Origin of the sequence: Synechococcus sp. R6-5 (assembly GCF_047461775.1) — a bacterium.
Classification (GTDB): Bacteria; Cyanobacteriota; Cyanobacteriia; order Thermostichales; family Thermostichaceae; genus Thermostichus.
Window position 1 is genome coordinate 1 of record NZ_JANSHV010000001.1, and the last position, 15,863, is coordinate 15,863.

At 60.8% G+C, this 15,863-nt stretch carries 9 protein-coding genes and 1 pseudogene; 6 read left to right on the forward strand and 4 right to left on the reverse strand.

Translation table 11 applies throughout. From position 1 onward, the window contains the following. Positions 1–145 precede the first annotated feature (145 nt). Entirely contained in the window at positions 146–1,807 is a 1,662-nt protein-coding gene (locus tag NW818_RS00005; RefSeq protein WP_414423492.1) for a protein kinase domain-containing protein, read from the reverse strand. A gap of 284 nt (positions 1,808–2,091) precedes the next feature. Here NW818_RS00005 and alaS point away from each other — a divergent pair, with 284 nt between their 5' ends. Further along, on the forward strand, positions 2,092–4,764 hold the full coding sequence (gene alaS / locus NW818_RS00010) for an alanine--tRNA ligase (protein WP_414423493.1): 2,673 nt from the start codon (positions 2,092–2,094) through the stop codon (positions 4,762–4,764). A gap of 147 nt (positions 4,765–4,911) precedes the next feature. Here the strand turns inward: alaS and dnaG are convergent, their stop codons facing one another. Then, complete coding sequence (gene dnaG / locus NW818_RS00015) at positions 4,912–6,852, reverse strand: DNA primase (protein WP_414423494.1); 1,941 nt, start codon at positions 6,850–6,852, stop codon at positions 4,912–4,914. A 135-nt stretch (positions 6,853–6,987) separates the two neighbouring features. Here dnaG and NW818_RS00020 point away from each other — a divergent pair, with 135 nt between their 5' ends. The 5 genes from NW818_RS00020 to NW818_RS00040 all read left to right on the forward strand — a co-directional run bounded on the left by NW818_RS00020 (position 6,988) and on the right by NW818_RS00040 (position 13,931). After that, the gene (locus NW818_RS00020) at positions 6,988–7,329 is read left to right on the forward strand and encodes a c-type cytochrome (protein WP_011433133.1); all 342 of its coding nucleotides are present in this window, start codon (positions 6,988–6,990) and stop codon (positions 7,327–7,329) included. Further along, a complete protein-coding gene (locus tag NW818_RS00025) occupies positions 7,329–7,676 on the forward strand; it encodes a hypothetical protein (protein ID WP_414423495.1) in 348 nt (115 codons plus the stop codon). Before NW818_RS00020 ends, NW818_RS00025 begins: the two co-directional genes overlap by 1 nt. Before the next feature lie 62 nt (positions 7,677–7,738). After that, positions 7,739–8,332, forward strand: coding sequence for a YcnI family protein (locus tag NW818_RS00030; RefSeq protein WP_414356620.1), 594 nt, complete (start codon positions 7,739–7,741; stop codon positions 8,330–8,332). Positions 8,333–8,349: 17 nt separating this feature from the next. After that, on the forward strand, positions 8,350–9,972 hold the full coding sequence (locus NW818_RS00035; RefSeq protein WP_414423496.1) for a copper resistance CopC/CopD family protein: 1,623 nt from the start codon (positions 8,350–8,352) through the stop codon (positions 9,970–9,972). Between the two features lie 158 nt (positions 9,973–10,130). After that, entirely contained in the window at positions 10,131–13,931 is a 3,801-nt protein-coding gene (locus NW818_RS00040) for a tetratricopeptide repeat protein (protein WP_414423497.1), read from the forward strand. 93 nt (positions 13,932–14,024) lie between these two features. On the opposite strand, the gene lysS is transcribed toward NW818_RS00040, so the two are convergent. Beyond that, positions 14,025–15,560, reverse strand: coding sequence for a lysine--tRNA ligase (gene lysS / locus NW818_RS00045; RefSeq protein WP_414423498.1), 1,536 nt, complete (start codon positions 15,558–15,560; stop codon positions 14,025–14,027). Between the two features lie 50 nt (positions 15,561–15,610). Beyond that, positions 15,611–15,863: pseudogene (locus NW818_RS00050) on the reverse strand (Uma2 family endonuclease); the annotation flags it as partial.

The window sequence follows — 15,863 nt, forward strand, 5'->3', positions numbered from 1 at the left end:
GCGATAGGACTCCGTCCCGCTGGCGCGAGCAGTAGCCCAGACGTCTCATCCTAGCCTGAAACAACTATAAAACTATTAAAGATCTATAAAGTTAAAGATCGCAACGCAAAATTCCAGATCCGCCAGATCCGCAATCCGCCCTGCGTCAGCTCAAAATGGCTCCCTGTCGGCGGGCAAACTTCCGTAGCTTCTCGTCCATCCGCGCCCCCCGTAGATCCGCTTTGCAAAAGTTGGTAAAGCGCTTGCTCTTTTCTTCTGGGTATCGAGCCAAACGAACCCCACCGCCCATCGACCAGATCACCGAGCTGGCCACCACCAAGGCGATCCCAGCCGCTCCTAACGCATAAACCAAATTGCCCGTGGTCAGGCGGACAAGCAAAAAGGCCAGGATCCCTGAGCCCAGCAGCCCCCCCAAGCCTGTCAGGATCCCTCCCAACGTTTTGGCCGATCCAGACAGTTGGATCAAAACCCGCAGCCAGTAGGGTTGAGGGGTGTTGAAGAGGATGCCGCGCAGATCCGCCCCCTGCAAGTTGGCCCCTGAGAAATCGGCCCCCCGCAGATCGGCCTGGCGCAAATCATAGCCGGCTAGGTTTTGGTTGGCAAAGGACTTTCCCCGCAGATCCGCTCCCGCCATGGAAGGGATCCGCGGTGGGGTAGCCGGCTTGATCCGTCCGCTGCCTGTGATGCTGCTGGCTCGGCCCAGTTGGGTGAAACCGGTGGTGCTCCCCCACTCAGAGGGGATGGATACCGGGCTGCTGGCTGTCATTCCCCCTGCGGTGGACGGAGGGAGGGGTGTGGGCACGAAACCACCCGAGCGGCGCTTGGCCCAGTAGCCGGAGATCACCGATGTGCTGGGATTGGCAGACAGGGGAGAGCTGGGCAACACAATCGGCTGAGAGATCGGGCCGCCTGCCTCTTCCACCGGGATCCCTTGCAACGCCCGCAAGACCTCGGTGGCGGTGGCAAAGCGCTGATTGATGGCCGGCTGCAACATGCGGTGCAAAATGGCGTCGAATTCCGGGCTGAGCTGCAGGCAATCCGACCAATCCCACTGTCCCGTTTCATGGTTATAAAACTTGGCCGGAGATTCCAACGTCATCAAGTTGATGCAGGTGGCAGCCAAGGCATAGAGATCGCTAGAGGGACCGACCGCCTGGCCGGCTACTTGCTCCGGGGGAGAAAAGCCAAGGGAGCGGATTGCTGTCACTTCTGCCGCCTGCTCCTGGGCTGGCCCCAGTTCCTTTACGGCCCCAAAGTCGATCAGCACCAGCCGCTGATCCTCTTTGCGGCGAATGAGGTTGGCAGGTTTAATGTCTCGGTGAACCGTGTTTTGGCTGTGGACATAGCTGAGGATCAGCAGCACCTCCTGCATCACCTGCCGGGTTTGTTCTTCGGAAAAGGGCCCATTGCGACGCATTTCTTGGGAGAGGGTGGTGCCCTGGATAAATTCCTGCACCAGGTAGAACTTGCCGCCTTCCTGGAAGTGGGCGTAGAGCTTGGGGATCTGCGAATGTTCGCCCAGGCGCTCCAACACTTGGGCCTCGCGATTGAAGAGCTCCTCCGCCAGCTTGGCCAGTTGCGGGGATCCCTCGACCGGGCGCAACTGCTTGATCACCCGCCAAGGTTTGGAGGGCATGTCCTCATCCCGCGCCAAAAAGGTAGAGCCAAATCCCCCCTGGCCAATGCGCTTGAAGGCCCGGTAGCGATTGCGCAGCAGCAGGGGATGGCCACAAGAGGCACAGGTAGAGGCATCCGCCGGGTTTTCCGGGTGCAAACAGGCAGGGTTAAGGCAGTAGCAAGTGGGCATACCAGTTTGGGGTTACCGGCTGGCGATCCGGACAACCGAGACGGAGCCAAGAAGTCGGCAGGCAAGTTGTGAGAGATACATACAGGTTAGACCAAGAAGAAACAAATCTTGCACAACTGCCTCAGATAGGCTGATCTTAGCGTCTGCCCGCCCTGAGGTTAATCGGACAAATCGCTTAGGTTTTCGGCGGATGGGGTTTGGTGGAACAGAGGAGAACAACAAGGGCTGGACTGCCCTGCAGAGGGAAAACTTAGAATTGATGAATACAGCCATCTTCGCCTGTCATGTTTCCAGCGCTTTCCGGTGCCGCCATTCGGCAAACTTTTCTGGACTTCTACGCTCAGCGGGGCCACCAGGTGTTACCCAGCGCCTCCTTGGTGCCAGAAGATCCAACGGTGCTGCTGACCATTGCCGGCATGTTGCCCTTTAAGCCCATTTTCCTGGGGCAACGGGATCCGGAGTACCCACGGGTTACAACGGCCCAGAAATGTGTGCGCACCAACGACATCGAGAACGTGGGCCGAACGGCGCGCCACCACACCTTCTTCGAGATGCTGGGCAACTTCAGCTTTGGCGACTACTTCAAAAAAGAGGCCATCGCCTGGGCCTGGGAGCTGGTGACGGAGGTTTTCGGCCTGCCCCCGGAACGGCTGGTGGTGAGCGTCTTTCGCGAAGATGAGGAGGCTTTTGCCCTCTGGCGAGATGAGATAGGGATCCCGGCCCACCGCATCCAGCGCATGGGAGAGGCGGATAATTTCTGGGCTGCCGGCCCCACCGGCCCCTGTGGCCCTTGTTCTGAGATCTACTACGACTTCAAGCCGGAGCTGGGGGATGAGCGGATCGATTTGGAGGATGACTCCCGCTTTCTGGAGATCTACAACCTGGTGTTCATGGAGCTGAACCGGGATAGCGAAGGTCACCTGATGCCGCTGGCCAAGCAAAACATCGACACCGGCCTGGGGTTGGAGCGGTTGGCCCAGGTGTTGCAGGGGGTGCCCAACAACTACGAGACGGACTTGATCTTTCCCATCATTCAAACGGCGGCTGGGATCGCCGGGCTGAACTACTCCAAGGCCGACCCGGAGCAGCAGATCTCTCTGAAGGTGATCGGGGATCACGCGCGGGCAGTGATGCACTTGATTGCCGATGGGGTGCTCCCTTCCAATGTGGATCGGGGCTATGTGCTGCGGCGGCTGATCCGGCGAATGGTGCGCCACGGTCGGTTGCTGGGGATCGGCGAGCCTTTCACCATCCCGGTAATCGAGACCGCGATTCAGTTGGCCGAGGCTGCCTATCCTCAGGTGCGGGAGCGAGAAACCCTGATCAAGACCGAGCTGCAACGGGAGGAAGAGCAGTTTCTCAAAACCCTGGAGCGGGGGGAACGGCTGCTGCTGGATCTGTTTGCTGCTGTCGAATCTTCCCGTCGTGACAGCGGTGCGGAGCACTCCACCGGCTCCCAAAAGCAGATCTCCGGCGCCGACGCCTTCAAGCTCTTCGATACCTACGGTTTTCCGCTGGAGCTGACCCAAGAAATCGCCCAAGAACACGGCTTCAGTGTGGATCTGGAGGGCTTTGAACAAGAAATGGAGAAACAGCGGCAGCGGGCCCGCGCCGCCCACCAAACCATCGATCTCACGGCCCAGGGATCCCTGGACGAGCTGGCGGATTTCCTCAGCCAAACGGAGTTTTTGGGGTACAGCCAATCTTCTGCCCGCGGCGTGGTCGAGGCCCTGCTGGTCGGGGGAAAATCGGTGCCCCAAGTGGAGGCAGGGCAGGCAGTGCAGGTCGTTTTGGATCGCACGCCCTTCTACGCCGAGTCCGGCGGGCAAATTGGCGACCGGGGCTACCTCTCCGGGGATGGCCTGCTGGTGCGCGTTGAAGATGTGCAAAAGCAAGGGGATCTGTTCGTTCACTTTGGCCGTGTGGAACGCGGGATCCTGCGGGTGGGGGATCCCGTCCAAGCCCAGATTGACCTGGCCTGTCGGCGGCGCGCCCAAGCCCACCACACCGCCACCCACCTGCTGCAGGCGGCCCTGAAAAGAATTGTCGATCCCTCGATTGGTCAGGCGGGATCCCTGGTGGCTTTTGACCGGCTGCGCTTTGATTTCACCCTATCCCGGCCAGTCACCCCTGAGGAGCTGGAACAGATCGAGAACTTGGTGAACACCTGGATTGCCGAGGCCCATGCTGCTCAAGTGGCGATCATGCCCTTGGCCGAAGCCAAAGCCAGAGGTGCTGTGGCCATGTTCGGGGAAAAATACGGCGCTGAGGTGCGGGTGATCGACTTTCCGGGGGTGTCGATGGAGCTGTGTGGCGGCACCCACGTCAACAACACCGCCGAGATCGGCCTGTTCAAGATCATCGCCGAGACGGGAGTGGCTGCTGGGATCCGTCGCATCGAGGCCGTGGCCGGGCCGGCTGTGCTGGAATACCTGAACGAACGGGACAGGGTGGTGCGGGAGCTGAGCGCTCAATTTAAAGCCAAGCCCCAGGAACTGCCGGAGCGGGTTGCCGCCCTACAGGCGGAGCTGAAAGCTGCCCAGAAGGAACTGGAAGAGGTGCGCAGCCAGTTGGCCTTGCTACAGGCCGAAGGTCTGCTGGCCCAGGCGGTTGCCGTCGGAGATCTCAAGGTGCTGGTGGCCGAGCTGGGATCCACCACCCCTGAGGCCCTCAAAACCGCTGCCGAGCATCTGCTCCACAAGCTGGGGGAAGGGGCAGTGGTGCTGGGATCGGTGCCGGAAGCCGGCAAGGTCAGCCTGGTGGCTGCCTTTAGCCCTGCTGTGCAGCAACTTGGCCTGAAGGCGGGATCCTTCATCGGCGAGATTGCCAAACTCACCGGAGGGGGCGGCGGCGGACGGCCCAACTTGGCCCAGGCCGGGGGCAAACAGCCGGAGAAATTGGCAGAGGCTTTGCAGGTGGCCCGGGAGCGGTTGCAAGCGGAGCTGATCTCGCGCTAGGGGAGCGAAGCCCTTTTGAGCACCAACAGGCCGTCCATCAGCCACTACAGTCTGTTCAGTTTAGGGTGAGACACTCGGGCTATAGAGAGAAGCCTTCTGGCCGCGTATGGGGTTATGGGTTTAGTGTCCTAGTTTGAATCGAAATGACTATAAATCTTCGGCCAGTGGGGTTTCCGACATGTCTTCCAGGCTCAGTTGCACCTGCCGCTGCAGCGCCTGAATCGCTTGGTATTCCTGCTGGATGCCGGCCTGGTACTGGGCGGCCAGGGCAGTGTTGCCTTCGGAAAAGGCTTGATCCCACAGTTGGGTCCAGTAGCGGTAGCGCTTCTGGCGAATTTCCAGCTCCATGTTGGCAATGGCGGCCCGCACCACCATCTGCGGACGCATCAGAGCTACGCGGGTGTTTTCGTCCAGCCAAAGCAGATGGCTGAGGCGCTCGTTGAGCTGCTCATCTTGGGCACAGAGGGTGCGCAAAGCCGTCAGCAACGTCTCTTCTTGCTCTTCCAGCTCCGGCTGAGCCGAGATCAGTTCCAAGATCCGCTGCCACAGCTCCCGGTGGGGGCGAAAGCTAAATTGCAGCTCCCGCTCCAGCAAAGTTTGGCGAATTTCGCGGCGATACTCGCCAAAATGCAGAAAGATCTGCAAAAGATGGGACTCCGACTGCAAGAGTTTGGATCCCTTATTGAGGGAAGGTTGCTGGGGTTTGGCCCAGCGGTACTGCCGCACGGCTCGGCGCAGGTCTTCTTCCAAATCTCGACTGAGGCGACCGTTGCCGCGGCTGAGCAATTCTGCCACTTTGTGCAAATACAAAGAGCGCCACTGTCCACCCAAACCGGCCAGCAGTTGCACAAGGGCTTGACGGGCCTGTTGAAAATCGGCGGCCCGGCTCAGATCCCGACCGGCCAGCACCTGTTCAATTCGCCAATCCAGCCACAGGGGGGCCTGCTCAATCAGGGTTTGCAGTTCAGCAACCGCTGGTGTCAGCGGGGCGGAGCCCCTGTGCTCCCGCAAAAATTCGTCGGCATCTTTGCCCTCAGGAAGGGTGAGAATGCGCAGCTCAATTTCTCCGCGCCGCGCTTGTTCTTCAACGGCTTCAATGGCTCGGTTGGCGGCGTTCAAACCGGCCCGATCCGCATCAAAATTGAGAATCAGTCGCTTCGATTGGGTGTAGCGCAGCAGGGTCTTCACCTGGTGGGGCGTCAAAGCGGTGCCCATAGCGGCTACGGCATAGGCAACCCCCGCCTGATGCAGGGCGATGACATCGAAGTAGCCTTCCACCACCAGGACTTGATCGGCCTTGGCAATGGCATCGCGGGCAAAGTTGAGGCCATAGACCACCTGGCTTTTGTTGAAGAGCTCTGTTTCTGGAGAGTTGAGGTACTTGGGCTGTCCTGACTCCCCCAAGGCTCTGCCGGCAAACCCGATCACCCGCCCCTGCACATCGAAAATGGGCAGCATGATCCGGTTGCGAAAGCGGTCGTAGTGGCCGGATCCCTGCTGGCGGGGAACCAGCAATCCAGCCTCTTCTAAAAGTTTGACCGGTTGGCGCTTGTGGTTGACCAAGTATTCGTAGAGAGATTGCCAGCCGGGGGGAGCAAAGCCGATTTGAAATTTTTGCAAAGTTTCTTCGCTCAGGTGGCGGCTGTGCAGGTACTGGCGGGCGGCGGATCCTAGCTGGGATCGGAGGGCATGCCGATAAAAATCGGCAGCCATGGCCAAAATCTCCAGCAGCTTTTCCCGGTGGGAGAGCTCCCGCTCATCAAGGGATCCCAAGGGCTGCGCCTCGGGATTGCGGGTGGGCAGAGGTATGTGGTATCGCCGCGCCAAGTGGCGCACGGCCTCAGCAAAGGAGAGATGCTCGGTCTGCATGACAAAGCGCAGCACATCTCCCCCTGCCCCGCAGGAGAAGCACTTGTAGATCTGCTTGCTGGGGCTGACCTGAAAACTGGGTTTGTGGTCGTTGTGGAAAGGGCAAAGCCCAACGAAGTTCTTTCCCTGCTTGCGCAGCACCACTTTTTCGGCCACCACTTCCACGAGGTCGGCCTTTTGGCGCACCAACTGAATGAAATCGGGGGGCAGACCGCTCATGGCTTCGGGGGATCCTGACCTTATAGTAGCCGGGGGAAACTCGACAGGCTGTCTTTTGACCTGGCCCAACGGGCTTGGGATAATGGGCGGGCCTTAAGGGCTAGTTTTCGGTCAGTCCCTGAGATGAAAATGCGAATGATCAACCTTTTTATCGGGCTTTTGGTGGCAGTATTTGCCCTCTTTTTAGGCCCGCAAATGGCTTCTGCTGAGCCGGATTTGGCCTTGGGAGCCAAGGTCTTTCAGGCCAAATGTGTGGGTTGTCACTTGAACGGGCGCAACACTTTGGTGGCAGCGAAAAACCTTTCTCTGGCGGCTCTTCATGAGTACCACGTAGACACCCCTGAGCTGATCCAGGCCCAAGTGAGAAACGGCAAAGGGGCCATGCCGGCTTTTGCCAAGATTCTCAAGCCGGAGGAGATCGAGGCGGTGGCGGCCTACGTTTTGGATCGCGCTGAGCACAACTGGAGTAGAGGCTAGTGTCCAAAGAGAAGACTCAAGATCCAGCCTTGCTGCAGGAAAGCCCGGCGGAGCGGCTGCCTCACGAGCAGGGATGTGAAGGACAGGGATCCCGCCGCAAAGTCCTGTCGGTTGGCGTGGGAGCCCATGGCTTGGTGGCGGTGGGCATTTCTGCCCATGGGGTAGTGGCCATCGGCGTGGTGACCCACGGCATCCTCTCCATTGGCCTGGTGGCTATGGGAGCGCTCTCCTTCGGGCTGGTGTCGATGGGCTTGGCCAGTGCCGGCCTGGTGTCGATGGGCCTAGCCAGTTGGGGACAGCACAGCATGAGCGTAACGGAATCCCACGGATCCCATCACCACCCCTAGGTTTTGACCAACAAACACTGCATTTTTCTCTTTCTCTACAGGCTTGTAAGGAGCATCTGCGAATGTTCAGTCTGCAAAGTTACTTGACCCTGGCCAAGAAATCTCTGCTGGCCCTGGGAATGAGTTTTTTACCCCTTTCCTCTGCCTGGGCCCATGTCACCGTCCATCCCAAAGAGGCCCCGGCGGGCAGCTTTGCCAAGCTCACCTTTCGGGTGCCCCATGGCTGCGATGGATCCCCGACCGTGCGCCTGCGGGTGCAGATCCCGGAGGGATTCGTCTCTGTGAAGCCGATGGTGCATCCCCTGTGGAAAATCGAGACGGTCAAAAAGCCGCTGGAGACCCCCTATGAGTCGCATGGGAAGATGATTACCGAAACGGTTGCCGAGGTGATCTGGAGCGGCGGCTCGCTGCCCGATGAGTTCATGGATGAGTTCAGCATCAGCCTCAAGCTGCCGAATCGCCCCGGTGAGGTCATCCCCATCCCAGTGATTCAGGAGTGCGAGCAGGGCATGTACCGCTGGATTCAGGTGGCTCAGCCTGGCGAGGATCCCAACAGTTTGCCGGAGCCGGCTCCGCTGCTGAAGCTGACAGGTGGAGACAGTGGACATGGGCACGGCCACGGGCATGGACATGGGCATGGTCACGGTACCCGCTAAGCGGTCTGCTTAGGAGCATGTTTCATCCCAAAAGGGGTTTTGCTTGGATTTGGTCTGGGATCCTCTGCGCCTTGCTGTGGGTGGCCGGGATCCAGCCCGTTTTTGCCCATGCCAGCTTGCTATCCACCTTCCCGGAGGATGGGGCAGTGTTGCAGGAAGCTCCGGCCCAGGTGCGGCTTGTTTTCAATGAGCCGGTGCAGATCACACAGCTCCAGGTTTTAGACAGCAACGGACGAGCTCTGCCCTTGGAAAATCGGGTGACCAGGGGTGAGGCACCGCAGGGGGATTTGCCGCAGGGGATCCCCGAGGGAGTTTACATTGTCAGCTGGCGGGCCATTTCTGCCGATTCTCATCCGGTAAGCGGTTCGTTTGTTTTCCTGGTGGGAGCGGATCCGGAGCGAGTTCAGACGGTGAGGGCGACCCAGCTTCAAGGAAGGGATCCCTTGTACTGGCCGCTGGTGGGGGTACGCTGGGGGATCTACTTGGGCAGCCTTTTTGTGGTGGGGGTGCTGGGCTGGTGGCGACTGTTGCGGGGGCAGCGGAGCAGTTTCGCCGATTCTGATCGCGTCAGCGGGGCGGAGCCCTTATCTTGGGCTTTTGCGACAGCTTGGATCACCCTCAGCTTGACCGTGGTGGCCTTCAGTCTGCATTTGGCCCAGCTCTACCCTTACTTTAATGGGCGAGAGCTGCTGCGTGTGATGCTTTCTCCCTACGGTTGGGGTACAGGGCTGCGGCTGGTGGGGCTAGGGATCCTGATCTGGGCCTGTGAGGGAGGTGCCGTCTGGGCCAGCGGTATGGGGTCGGTGTTGGTGCTCGGCTCCTTTTTGCCCATTGGCCATGCTCTCACCAGTGAGCATCCGATGGGGACAATGGCGCTGCTGGGGCTGCATCTGGCCGGTTCAGCTTTCTGGTTGGGAGGGTTGTGGGGGCTGGAGCGCCTGCTGGGCAAGGAATCTGCTCCCTACCCATCTGTAGGCATCATCCAACGGTTTTCTGACGTGGCCACCTGGGCAGTGCCCGGACTGATCCTGGCAGGGGTGGGAATGGGTGGGATCCACCGCGGCTGGGACTGGGATCATCCGTATGGGCAGTATCTCTGGGCCAAGCTGCTGCTGGTGCTGATGATGGTGGGGCTGGGCGCCCACAACAAGTTTCGGCTGGTGCCGGCATTGCAACAGGGTGGGCAGACGGTGGGCCGGTCGCTGCGCCGGATCGTCCGCCTGGAGTTGGTGGGGCTGATTCTGGTGCTGGCCTTGACCAGCTTCCTGGTGGCCCAGGCTCCCCCCAGTCATGGGAGGCAGGGCATGGGATCCCCCCTGGAATCAGGTTGGCAGACCAGTTGTGAAGAGAGCTTGAACTGGCCGGAAGGCAGCCTGCACCTGAGGATTCTGCCCTGTCGTCCCGGAGAAAACCAGATCCAAGTTGAAGTGAAAGGGATCCCGGCTCAGGAATTGACCCTTGGGTTTTCCCTGCCAGAACAGGGGATCCCCCCTCTACGCCGTACTGTAGCGCCGGATAGGCCTGGCCAATTTGTGGTGGAAAATGTGCCTCTGGCCCTGGCGGGGGAATGGCAGATCGAGGTGAGACTGCTGATCAGCGATTTTGAAGAGCGGCGAGGTCAGATCGCGGTTTCTCTCTGACTGAATTGTTACAGACATTGAAGATCGCGAAAAGAAAAAGCAGAAAAAGACCCTGGATAGGAGCTGTGGGTTGCTCCGCCCAAGGGCGTCGGCCTGTGGCAGAATCGAGCCAGCTCGTAGTGGCAAAAGGCTGCTCCGCTCAGGCGACTGGCTTGGCTATGGAAGACAAGATCAGAGCGGGAAGTGTGCTCAGGGGACGCTATCGCATTCTCCATCCCCTCGGGGAAGGAGGGTTTGGCGTAACCTACAAGGCGGTGGATCAAGACACCTTCGATAGCCCTTGCGTCGTCAAGCGCCTTCGCCCCCTCTCCACGGATCCCTATACGTTGGCCACGGCTCGCAAGCTCTTTGAACGGGAAGCCAAGGTTCTCAACCGGCTCAACCACTTCGACCAGGTGCCCCGCCTTTTGGCCCACTTCGAGCAGGATCAGGATTTTTACTTGGTGCAAGAGTTTGTTGCCGGGCATGATCTCAGCCAGGAGCTGATCCCGGGCAAGCCGCTGAGCGAGGCCGAGGTTTTGAAACTGTTGTGGGATATTTTGGAGATCCTGCGCCATGTACACGCCCACCAGATCGTCCATCGGGATATCAAGCCGGCCAACCTGATGCGCCGCGATGCCGATGGCAAGTTGGTGTTGATCGACTTTGGGGCAGTCAAGGAAGTGGGGCGGTTGGTCAGCCATGCCCCCGGCCAAACTCAGTTGGCGACGGTGATTGGCTCGGTTGGCTACATGGCGCCCGAACAGCTCAACGGCAAGCCCCAGCCCTGCAGCGACCTGTACTCCGTAGGGGTGCTGGCCATCCAAGCCCTCACCGGTCGTCCTCCCCATAAGATCCGGGATGATCCCCGCACCGGCCAACTGCTCTGGCGGGATTTGGTTCAGGTCAGCGAGGAGCTGGCCGAGATTTTGGATCGCCTGATCTGCCCCCACTGGCAAGAGCGCTTCCAGTCCGCTGCTGAAGTGTTGGAGGCGCTGCGGCCCCTGTTGCCTTTTCCCCAAGAGGCGACGCTCGGCGATGTTTCGGTGGATCAGGTTTTGGTGACGCGCCTGTTGGCCCGCGCACAGGAGAAAGCTCGCCAAGGGGATTTCCAGGGGGCGATTGCCGACTGTACGTTGGCCATTCAATTGGATCCCCAAAACAGCCGTGCCTACAGCCAGCGGGGCAGCGCCCGCTACAAAAGTGGGGACTTGGCAGGGGCCATCGCAGATTACACCCAAGTTATTCAACTGGCAGGGGACGCCCGCGCCTATTTCAACCGCGGCATTGCCCGCTACCGGCTGGAGGACTACGAGGGAGCTGTTGCCGACTACACCCAGGCTCTCGGCCTCAACCCACAATGGGCGGTGGCCTACTACAACCGTGGCAATGCTTACCGGCAACTCAATCAGCAGCAGCAGGCCATCGAAGACTATTCGCGGGCCATTGAGCTCAACCCGGAAGATGTGCGGGCCTATTTCAACCGCGGCGTGGTGCGCGGCCATCTGGGAGATGCGCAGGGGGCAGCAGCCGATTTTTCCGAGGTGATCAAGCGGGACCCTCAGGACGGGGAAGCCTACTTCAACCGGGGAGTGGCGCGGGTCCAGTTGTCAGATTTGCAAGGGGCCGTCGAGGACTACACCCAAGCGCTGCAGTTGGATCCTCGCCACGGCAAAGCCTATTACCACCGGGGCCTGGCCCGGCAAGCGTTGGGGGATCCCCAAGGGGCCGTTGAAGATTTTTCTCAGGCCCTATCCCTACGGTCTGCTGAGGCCACTGAGCTACCTGAGGCAGAGGCGGCAGCCCAGGCGGATCTCTACTTGCAGCGGGCCATGGCCTACCTGAGCAGCAACACCCTGGAGCCGGCGCTGGCCGATTGTGAACAGGCTCTCCGTCTGGATCCCAACCTGTCGCGGGCCTATCTCTGCCGGGGCTTGGCTCGCCAGGGGCTGGGGGATCCCGGCGGCGCTCTGGCAGACTTCAACCGCGCCCTGGAGCTGGATCCCCAGATGGCCAAAGCCTACCTCAACCGAGGCATTGCCCACCTGGACTTGGGCAACATCGAAGCGGCTTTGTCGGACTTGAGCCAGGCCATCGCTCTGGATCCCCAAGATGCCAGTGCCTACAGCAGCCGCGGGCGAATCCATTGGCTGTTGGGGGATCCCCTAGCGGCTCTGCAGGATTACACGGCTGCCCTGGAGCGGGATCCGCAGAACCCTCAGCTCTACTTCAACCGCGGCCAACTCCATGCTGAGCGGGAAGATTGGCCGGCAGCCTGTGAGGACTTCTCGCAGGTGTTGCAGTGGGGGATCCCACGCGGGCCGGAGCTGCTGGTTAATGCCCATCTGCGCCGCGGTATGGCACGGCAACGGTTGGGGGATTGGCAGGGAGCGCTGGCCGATTTCGACCAAGCTCTGCAAGGGGATCCTCAGTCGGGCTTGGCTTATTTCCATCGCGGCCAAGTGCGGGCTGCTCTGGGAGATGGGCTGGGGGCCATCCAGGATTACCACCAGGCTTTGGCGCTGGGGGTGGCAGTGGCCGAGGCGGATATCCGCCGAGATCTGGCGCGGGCCCAAATCCAGACGGGAGATCTGCAGGCGGCCTTGGAGCAGTTGAACGAGGCGGTGCGCTTGCAGCCGGAACGGCGGGATCTGCGCCAAGAGCGAGCTGAGTTGTGCCGACAGCTGGGCCGGTGGCCAGAGGCCATTGCCGACTACGACGAGGTGTTGCGGCAGGATCCTCAGGACTGGACGGCTTGGCTGGGACGGGGCATGGCCCATGGACAGGTGGGCAACTGGGATTCCGCCATTCAGGATCTCAGCCGGGTTTTGCAGCAGGATCCTGACCACAGGGAAGCGCTGTGGCACCGAGGACAAGCCCTGCAGCAGTTGGGTCAGACCGAAGCGGCCTTGCAAGATCTAAACCGTCTGCTGCAGCGGGATCCCCAACACAGGATGGCCCGCTTGGCCCGCGGCTCTCTGTTGTTGACGTTGGCGGTGCGCGGCACCGATGGCCCTACCAACCGTGCGGAGCAGGATCGCGTCAGCGGGACGGAGTCCTTGGAGCTGGGGTACTACGCGCAGGCTGAATCCGACTTCGACCAAGTCATCCAGGAAGAGGCCCAAGACGGGGAACAGTCCCGGCAGCTCTATCTGGAGGCCCACCTGAAGCGGGCCCAAGTCCGCCGCCTGCGCCACAACCTGGAGGGGGCAATAGCCGATTGGGATCGGGTCTTGGAGCTGGCCAGCCCAGGGGATCCAGAAGTGCTGGTCACCGAAGCCCTGTTGTATCGGGGCTTGTGTCGCCAAGAGAGGGGGGATCTGGCTGGGGCGTTGGCCGATTTCACGGCGCTGATCCAGCAGCAACCGCAGGCTTCTCAGGCTTTTGCTTTGCGGGCAAGGGTGCATCTGGCTTTGGGGGATCAAGAGATGGCACTGGCGGATCTCGACCAAGCCCTGAGTCTTGACCGAGACTGGGGGGTGGCCAATGCTGCCCTGGCCTACCGTCAACGGGGGGATCTACACCGGCAGGCCAATTGCCCTGAGCTGGCCATTGCCGACTACACGCGGGCCCTGGCCTTGAACCCCCAGGAGCGCCCTGCTTTGCTCTGCCGAGCTCTCTTGTGGGATCGCGCGGGACAGACGGACAAAGCTTTGGAAGACTACACCCGACTGCTGCAACTGGAGCTGGATCCCCAGGAGCGGGTCTGGGTTTTGAACAACCGCGGCTGGGCCTACGCCCAACAGGGGGATTTTTCGGCGGCCATCCGCGACTACGACCAAGCCATAACACTCTGCACTGCTGACGCGAAGGAGGGGGATCCCTGCCACCTCAAGGCCCACCTCAACCGCGCCCTGGCCCGGACTGCCCTTGGGGATTGGCAGAGAGCCTGCCAGGATTTCCAGGCTGCCCTCCAGATGCAAGGGTACGAAGGTCGGCTTTTGGAAGACGTTATCGCTAGTTATTTCAAAATAGGTTGAGACACTTCCCAAAGGCTCCGCGCCGTCGCCGCGGCCACCTCCAACCTCTCTTAGAAATCGATGGGATTTGAATGGACAGTTAGAGGGATCGGCTCAAGCCTCCTCCGCCACTTCTCCCGTCTCGGGCCGCAGCAGCGGAAAGGCAATGACATCGCGAATGCTGGGAGCGTCGCACAGCAGCATCACCAAGCGGTCGATCCCCACGCCCAGGCCGCCGGTGGGGGGCAGGCCATATTCCAAGGCCGTGAGGAAGTCTTCATCCAGAAAGTGGGCCTCCTCATCTCCGGCTGCCTTCAGGGCTGCCTGGGCCTCCAGCCGCTGCCGCTGATCCACCGGATCGGTGAGCTCGGAGTAGGCGTTGGCCGTCTCCCGCCCAACGATGAACAGCTCGAAGCGCTCGGCCAACCCCGGTTTGCTGCGGTGGGGCTTGGTGAGGGGACACACCTCCAGGGGGTAGTCCAGAACAAAGGTGGGCTGGCGCAGGCGGCTCTCGCAGCAGTGCTCAAAGGCTTTGACCAGCAACTGGCCGGGGGAGTCCTGGGGTGAGAGATTGGGGATCCCTTGGGCGGCCAAGGCCGGCAAGAGCTCTTCAGGGCATCCCTTTTCCACATCGATGAAAATGCCAGTGGCCTCCTCCACCAGCTCCTGCATCGTCACCCGTCGCCAGGGAGGGGTGAGGTCGATGGCTTCCCCTTGGTAGGTGAGCTGCAGGGATCCCCGCACCGCCAGGGCGGCGTTGCAGACCAGGGTTTCCGTCAGCTCCATCATGGTGTGGTAGTCGGCGAAGGCTTGATAGGCCTCTAGAGAGGTGAACTCCGGGTTGTGGCGGGTGGAGATGCCTTCGTTGCGAAAGACCCGCCCAATTTCATAGACTCGCTCGATCCCGCCCACCACCAGCCGCTTCAGGTGCAGCTCGGTGGCAATGCGCAGGTAGAGATCCAGATCCAGAGCGTTGTGGTGGGTGATGAAGGGTCGCGCCTCCGCCCCGCCGGGGATCACCTGCAACACTGGCGTCTCAATTTCCACAAAACCTCGCTCTTCCAGAGTCTGCCGCAGGGAGCGGATGATCTGGGCGCGGTCGAGCAAGGTCTGCTTGACCTCAGGGTTGACGATGAGATCGACGTAGCGCTGGCGGTAGCGTTTCTCCACATCCCGCAGGCCGTGCCACTTGTCCGGCAGCGGCAACAGCGCCTTGGTTAGCACCTGGTACTCGTCCACCCGCACCGACAATTCCCCTTTTTCGGTGCGCTTGAGGCAGCCCTTGGCCCCCAGCCAATCGCCCACGTCGATGAGCTTGTCCAAGTTCTTGAAGGCCAACTCCCCCATATGCTCCGTCAGCCGTTGCTTCTCCAGGTAAAGCTGGATGGTGCCGGAGCGATCCTGAAGGGTAAAGAAAGCCAGCTTGCCCATGACCCGCCGCGCCCGGATCCGCCCGGCCACCGCCACCTGCACATCCTCCCGCTCGCCGCCGGGCTCTAGGTCGGCAAATTGCTCCTGCAGCTCGGCAGCCAGATGGGTAACAGGAAAAGAATAGGCATAGGGCGGGATCCCTTGTTCCCGCAGGTGTTGGGCTTTTTCCAGGCGGGCGGCCCGTTGGGCGGCTTCGCTGCTGCTGGGGAGGGTAGACATGGCGGTGGATAGGCAATGGACAATGGAAGCCCCGTTAGGGACGGGATTTTTCAGGCTGCCGGCGGTGCGATCGCGTTAGCGGGACGGAGTCCTTTGCCGTGGGAACGCAGCAGCTCCAAAAGGGCTTCGGCCCGTTGGCGTTCTGCCTCAGCGCGCTGTTGTTCCAGAGCAGCCTTTTCTTCGCCGGTGGGCAAAACCTGCCCCTCCCGATCACACCAGCGTAGCCATTCGGTATTCACGACCTCAAAGGATCGCTGCCAGAGGGTTAAGCCCAGCCCGATCGCGTTAGCGGGACGGAGTCCT

Coding starts and splice junctions, on each gene's coding strand:
- NW818_RS00005 (WP_414423492.1), bottom strand. CDS start 1,807: ATGCCCACTTGCTACTGCCTTAACCCTGCCTGTTTGCACCCGGAAAAC.
- alaS (WP_414423493.1), top strand. CDS start 2,092: ATGTTTCCAGCGCTTTCCGGTGCCGCCATTCGGCAAACTTTTCTGGAC.
- dnaG (WP_414423494.1), bottom strand. CDS start 6,852: ATGAGCGGTCTGCCCCCCGATTTCATTCAGTTGGTGCGCCAAAAGGCC.
- NW818_RS00020 (WP_011433133.1), top strand. CDS start 6,988: ATGATCAACCTTTTTATCGGGCTTTTGGTGGCAGTATTTGCCCTCTTT.
- NW818_RS00030 (WP_414356620.1), top strand. CDS start 7,739: ATGTTCAGTCTGCAAAGTTACTTGACCCTGGCCAAGAAATCTCTGCTG.
- NW818_RS00035 (WP_414423496.1), top strand. CDS start 8,350: ATGTTTCATCCCAAAAGGGGTTTTGCTTGGATTTGGTCTGGGATCCTC.
- NW818_RS00040 (WP_414423497.1), top strand. CDS start 10,131: ATGGAAGACAAGATCAGAGCGGGAAGTGTGCTCAGGGGACGCTATCGC.
- lysS (WP_414423498.1), bottom strand. CDS start 15,560: ATGTCTACCCTCCCCAGCAGCAGCGAAGCCGCCCAACGGGCCGCCCGC.